Annotated in this window: 5 protein-coding genes and 1 pseudogene; all 6 read right to left on the bottom strand. The window is 37.2% G+C overall.

Annotation, left to right across the window (positions count from 1 at the left end):
- Positions 1-8: 8 nt before the first annotated feature.
- Positions 9-1,100 (bottom strand): nitronate monooxygenase, encoded by a 1,092-nt coding sequence (locus tag GSY74_RS10205; protein ID WP_164664998.1) that lies wholly within the window; start codon positions 1,098-1,100, stop codon positions 9-11.
- Complete coding sequence (gene tyrS / locus GSY74_RS10210; protein WP_164664999.1) at positions 1,100-2,311, bottom strand: tyrosine--tRNA ligase; 1,212 nt, start codon at positions 2,309-2,311, stop codon at positions 1,100-1,102. The genes GSY74_RS10205 and tyrS overlap by 1 nt, the downstream gene beginning before the upstream one ends.
- Before the next feature lie 8 nt (positions 2,312-2,319).
- The gene (locus GSY74_RS10215; protein ID WP_164665000.1) at positions 2,320-4,458 is read right to left on the bottom strand and encodes a bifunctional (p)ppGpp synthetase/guanosine-3',5'-bis(diphosphate) 3'-pyrophosphohydrolase; all 2,139 of its coding nucleotides are present in this window, start codon (positions 4,456-4,458) and stop codon (positions 2,320-2,322) included.
- 3 nt (positions 4,459-4,461) lie between these two features.
- Positions 4,462-4,668, bottom strand: coding sequence for a DNA-directed RNA polymerase subunit omega (locus GSY74_RS10220; protein WP_164665001.1), 207 nt, complete (start codon positions 4,666-4,668; stop codon positions 4,462-4,464).
- An 85-nt stretch (positions 4,669-4,753) separates the two neighbouring features.
- Positions 4,754-5,464: a UMP kinase gene (gene pyrH, locus GSY74_RS10225; protein WP_164665002.1), complete on the bottom strand. Its 711-nt coding sequence runs from the start codon at positions 5,462-5,464 to the stop codon at positions 4,754-4,756.
- 87 nt (positions 5,465-5,551) lie between these two features.
- Positions 5,552-5,646: pseudogene (locus GSY74_RS10960) on the bottom strand (acetylglutamate kinase); the annotation flags it as partial.

The raw sequence follows: 5,646 nt of genomic DNA on the forward strand, positions 1-5,646 counted from the left end.
TAAAAATATTACTCTCCATTCATTAGTTTATCTATCAACTCTTTTACTGTTATTATCTCATTTAGGCGATAACCATTGGAACCTGTAAAAAAGAGACCTGTATCTTCTAGTCCGTCATAAGCATCACTCAATCTATCAGCGATACAGTAACCGACCACTTTAGCCTCTTTACCTCGCTCACAAGGAGTAACACAGTTTGAGATACACGCCACCTTGGGAGCTGTCCCCTCCTCAATAGTTTTTTGAAGATTGGTCTCCACTCCCCTAGCAGGGTAACCAACAGGTGATTTAAAAAGTTTTATATTATCTTCTCTAGAATTAATAATAACTTTTTTAAAGTTCTCATGTGCATCACACTCAATTGTACCGATAAATCGTGTACCCATCTGTACAGCTACAGCACCGAAATCCAACATCTTTTGGATGTCATCATGATTCCAAATACCACCAGCAGCAATCACTGGAATATCTCCCCAATTTTTTGCCTCTTCTATCACAGGAGGCAAGATGACTTCCAGTTGATTCTCTGGCTTAAAACAGTCATTATACTTAAACCCTTGGTGTCCACCACTAAGTGGTCCCTCAACAATCACTGCATCAGGGAGTCGATTATGTGTTTTTTTCCATCTTCTACATAAAATTCTAAGAGCCTTAGCTGTTGAGACAATAGGAATCAATGCAACTTCTGGATAATCTTTTGTGGCTTCTGGCATACTCAAAGGAAGACCTGCACCTGTAATAATCATATCAGCACCTGCCTCACATGCATCACCAACGACACGGTCATACCCACTCTGTGCATAGAGTATATTACATGCCAAAGGTCTATCAGCACAAATCTCTCTTGCATTCTCAAATATTTTTTTTAGTGCATCTTTAGAATAAAAATTTATATCATCAAGAGGTCTATTTTTGACAACTTTATGCGCAAATTCTCTATTATTATAGACTCCTGTACCAACAGCTGAGATAACACCTAGCCCACCCTCTAAACTAACAGTTCCTGCTAATTGATCCCACGAGACACCAACACCCATTCCACCTTGGATAATAGGTTTTTCAATTGTATATTTCCCAATTTTAAAAGATTTAAATGACACTACTTTACCTTTACTTTTGCAAATTTTCTCTTACCTACCTGCAAGATATACTCTCCAGACTGCAAGTTCATCTTTATATCAGAGATTTTCTCTTGGTCTATACGAACAGCCCCCTGTTTTATATCTCGTCTTGCTTGTGATGTTGAGGGTTCAATCCCTACATCCATTAAAGCTTTACATATCCAAATATCTGATTCTAACTCAAACTCAGCAATATCAGTAGGTATCTTGTTTGATTTAAATACATTATCAAACTCCCTCTTTGCCATATTAGCAGACTCTTCATTATAGAACCTTGCAACAAGCTCCAAAGCTAGATTTTCTTTGACAACTTTTGGGTGAAGTATTCCATCTGCTACCTCATCAGATATTTTGGCTATCTCTTCTAGTGACTTTTCACTCAATATCTCATAGTATCGCCACATCAACTCATCAGAGATAGATAGAGTCTTGGCATAAATATCTTTTGGCTCTTCGGTAATCCCTATATAGTTATCCAAAGATTTGCTCATCTTCTGAACTCCATCTAAACCTTCAAGAATTGGCATCATCAAAATGGCTTGTTCTTTACCTACACCATAAGCTCTCTGTAGATGTCTTCCCATAAGCAGATTGAACTTTTGGTCTGTTCCACCTAACTCTATATCAGATTTTAGCTCTACAGAGTCATAACCTTGAAGCAGTGGATAGAGAAACTCTGAGATAGAGATACTCTGACCACTCTTATATCGCTTCTCAAAATCATCTCTCTCCAACATTCTGGCTACACTAAAGGTTGTTGTCAATGCTACCATACCACCAGCACCCAGTGCCTCTAACCACTGGGCATTAAAAACAACCTCTGTTTTTGACTCATCTATCACATTAAAGACTTGCTCTTGATAAGTCTTGGCATTTGCCATAATCGTATCTCTATCAAGCACTTTTCTAGTCTCACTTTTGCCTGTTGGGTCACCGATAGTCGCTGTAAAGTCACCTATTAGAAGCTGAACTCGTCCACCATGTTTTTGAAAAATTTTCAACTTTTGAAGCAACACAGTATGTCCCAAATGCAAATCTGCACCAGTTGGGTCAAATCCTGCTTTCACTTTATATGTAGTACCATTTTCATAAAACTCTGTTACAAGCTTCTCAATTCGCTCCATATCTATTATCTCTGCTGTTCCCCTAGCTATCTCATCTAGTGCTATTTTTATTAACTCTTTTGACATATTTTCCTCTATTTATTATTATAAGCATCATTCAGACTAATCATATCAACCAGTTTGAATTTTTTACCCAATTTATCTTTTAGTTTTTTAGAATTTTGCTCTTTTGTCTCAACCTCTATCTTACAAAATTCTGCTTTTTCTGAACTCTGAATTCCAAGCTCAATGCTAAGAACATTGAGGTCTAACATAGCCAACTTATGAAGCAGGTCTGCCAAAATTCCTTTACGGTTCTGTAGACTTATTATCAGTTGATAGCGATATGACTTCTCATTGACCCAAGCTACAAATATCATCCCATTATGAGCCTCCATCAACTTATAAGCTTGGCGACAGAGTTTATGATGAATTGTAACTTTTCCATCTTGATAAAAAGCCACTATTTGGTCTCCTATCTTAGGGTGACAACAGTAGTCAAACTCTATGCTCTCTATAGAGTGATTCGTAATAAACTTAAAATGCTCTTGAGTAAACTCCTTTGGATAGATAAAATCATCTATCCAAAAATCACTCTCTATAAATCTATCAAGCACGGTTTTATATATCTGTCTATTGCTCGTCAGTTTAAAAGCCATCTCTTTATCTATACATGAATCAAACATATTTTTTATATCATATGTTGATAGATTGAGAAGCTGAGCAAATATATTAACCGCACACAATCTATTACAAGCTTTTATCTTCTGCTTACAAGCACTTTTGATACCCTCTTTTGCCTTAGAGGTCTTGACCGTATCCAACCAAGAGCAGTGGACAGTAGCCTTCTCATCTGTCAAGATTCGTATCACATCACCATTTTTCAGTGTTGTCAAAAGCATAGATTTTTGCTTATTAATCAAAGCACTCTTTGCTTTCTCTCCTATCTCTGAGTGAACAGTGTATGCAAAATCCAATGCAACAGAGTCTCTTGGCAAAGTGTAATGGTCACCAGCAGGGGAGTAGACTGATATATCATCAGAAAATAGGTCACCCTTTGCCAATGCATAAAACTCCTCAATCGACTCATTTTGATACTGCAACGACTCCAACCACTCCAGATTGACAGGTTTTGGATTCTCTCTTCCACTCTTATATCGCCAATGAGCTGCAATCCCATACTCTGCTGTTCTATGCATATCAAAAGTACGAATCTGTGCCTCAATAATCCCATCATCATCAAAAAGTGTTGTGTGGATAGTACTGTACCCATTCTCTTTTGGTAGAGTCACATAGTCTTTGAAACGAGAGATGATTGGTTTGAAATTGATATGAAGAAGTCCCAACACTTGATAACACTCAATATCATCTTTGACCAAAATACGAATAGCAATAAGGTCGAGTATCTCATCAATCCCTATCCCTTTTCTCTGCATCTTCTGATACATTGAGTAGTAGTGTTTTACCCGTCCAAAAACTTCAAATTTAATATCTTTGAAGCCATTTTGAAACATCAACTCCTCAATCCTTTGAACAAAAGTATTAAGTTTAAGTTGTAGATTTTGTCTATTACCTACAATGTAGTCATCTATCTCTTGGTAAGCATGTGGATATATGTAGTAAAAACTCAAATCTTCAAGACGATTTTTAAGTTGAGAGATACCCAAACGATGAGCAATAGGAGCATAGACAACCATAGTCTCCTCAGATATTCTAAGCTGTTTTTCAGGGGAGAGTGCATCTAGTGTTGTCATATTATGAAGCCTATCACAGAGCTTCACAACTAAAATCCTAACATCCTTGATAGAAGAGAGCAACATCTTTCTAAATGTCAAAGCTGAAGAGATAAGCTTCTGATTAGAGCTTGATGGAATCAACTCCTCATCACGAATCACCTCAATTTTTGTTAGCCCTTCGACTAAAAATGCAACATCCTCATTGAATAGACTCTCTAACTCCTCAATCGTATAGTCTGTATCCTCAACCACATCATGCATAAGTGCAGCAGCCACCATGGTCTCATCAGCCGAAATTAGTGCAGTAATAGTAGCTACTAAAATAGGATGAATAATATATGGTTCACCACTTTTTCTAACTTGCCCTCTATGTGCCTCTTTGGACAAGGAGAGTGCATCCGAGATGATTTTTGAATTGGAGTTAGTATAGGAGTAGAGAAGCACCTCAGCCTCCTCTATCGTTCTAATATCCTTTGCTTTGCTGAGTAAAGCCTCCAAAAGTTACCCCTCGTCTGATACGATAATCTTACCCTCTGCAATCTCTACTAGTGCAATGTCAGTAAACTTATCAATTTTTGGATCCATATCAACCAAAGGTGTAGCACCATGAGCAATCTCTTCTGCTCTTTTACCAACTGCTACTGCTAGTAAATATCTGTCAAAGTGAAGTCTCTCTAATGCTCGTGCTGTTAATTTCTCTAATTTCATCTATTTTTCTCCTTAAATTATTAGGAAACGAAAGCTTTAGCTTCGTCTCTTTCGGGACTAAAGCTCCGATTCCAATTATTAAATTTTATTCTACAATAGAGCATAACTCTCTATTACCATTGACAATCTCTAAAAGATTACCTTTTTCAAACATATTACAGACAATAATTGGTAAACCATTATCTTTTGCCAAAGCGATAGATGTATCGTCCATAACTTTGATATGTTCACTTAATGCATCATCATAACTCAATGAGTTTAATTTAACAGCATCATCAAATTTGTTTGGGTCTTTATCATAAACACCATCTACTTTAGTAGCTTTGATAATCATCTCAGCTCCAATCTCAGAAGCCCGAAGTGTCGCCGCTGTATCGGTTGTAAAATATGGATTACCAGTACCACCTGCAAAGACAACCACTCGACCTTTTTCAAGATGCCGTTTAGCTCGTCTAATAATAAATGGCTCACCAATCTCCTGCATATCAATAGCCGATACCAATCTCGCATCCATACCATTATGCTCAAATGCCTCTTGGAGTGCGATACCATTGATAGCCGTAGCCAACATACCCATATAGTCACCGCTTGTTCTTTTGATAACACCATCAGCGGCCGCTGTCACACCGCGAATGATATTACCACCACCAATAACAACAGCAACTTCTATATTACCATCTATCAATGCTTTAATCTCTCCAGAAATAAAATGAAGAATTTGAGTGTCGATACCATAACCATTAACACCAGCAAGTGCTTCACCAGAAAACTTTACCAGTACTCTCTTTTTTGTCATTTTTATCACCTCTATTTTAGGATGAGATTTTAGCGTAAAGTACTTAAAATTGGTTGATATTCATCCTGTTATAATTAATATGTTTTATCACAATTCTATACAAGTTCCAACCCCAGAACTGGTTAAAATCTCCAACAACATAGAGTGTTCAACTCGTCCATCTATAATATGAGCTTTTTTAA

Source organism: Sulfurovum sp. bin170 (assembly GCF_010892395.1).
Lineage (GTDB): Bacteria > Campylobacterota > Campylobacteria > Campylobacterales > Sulfurovaceae > UBA1140.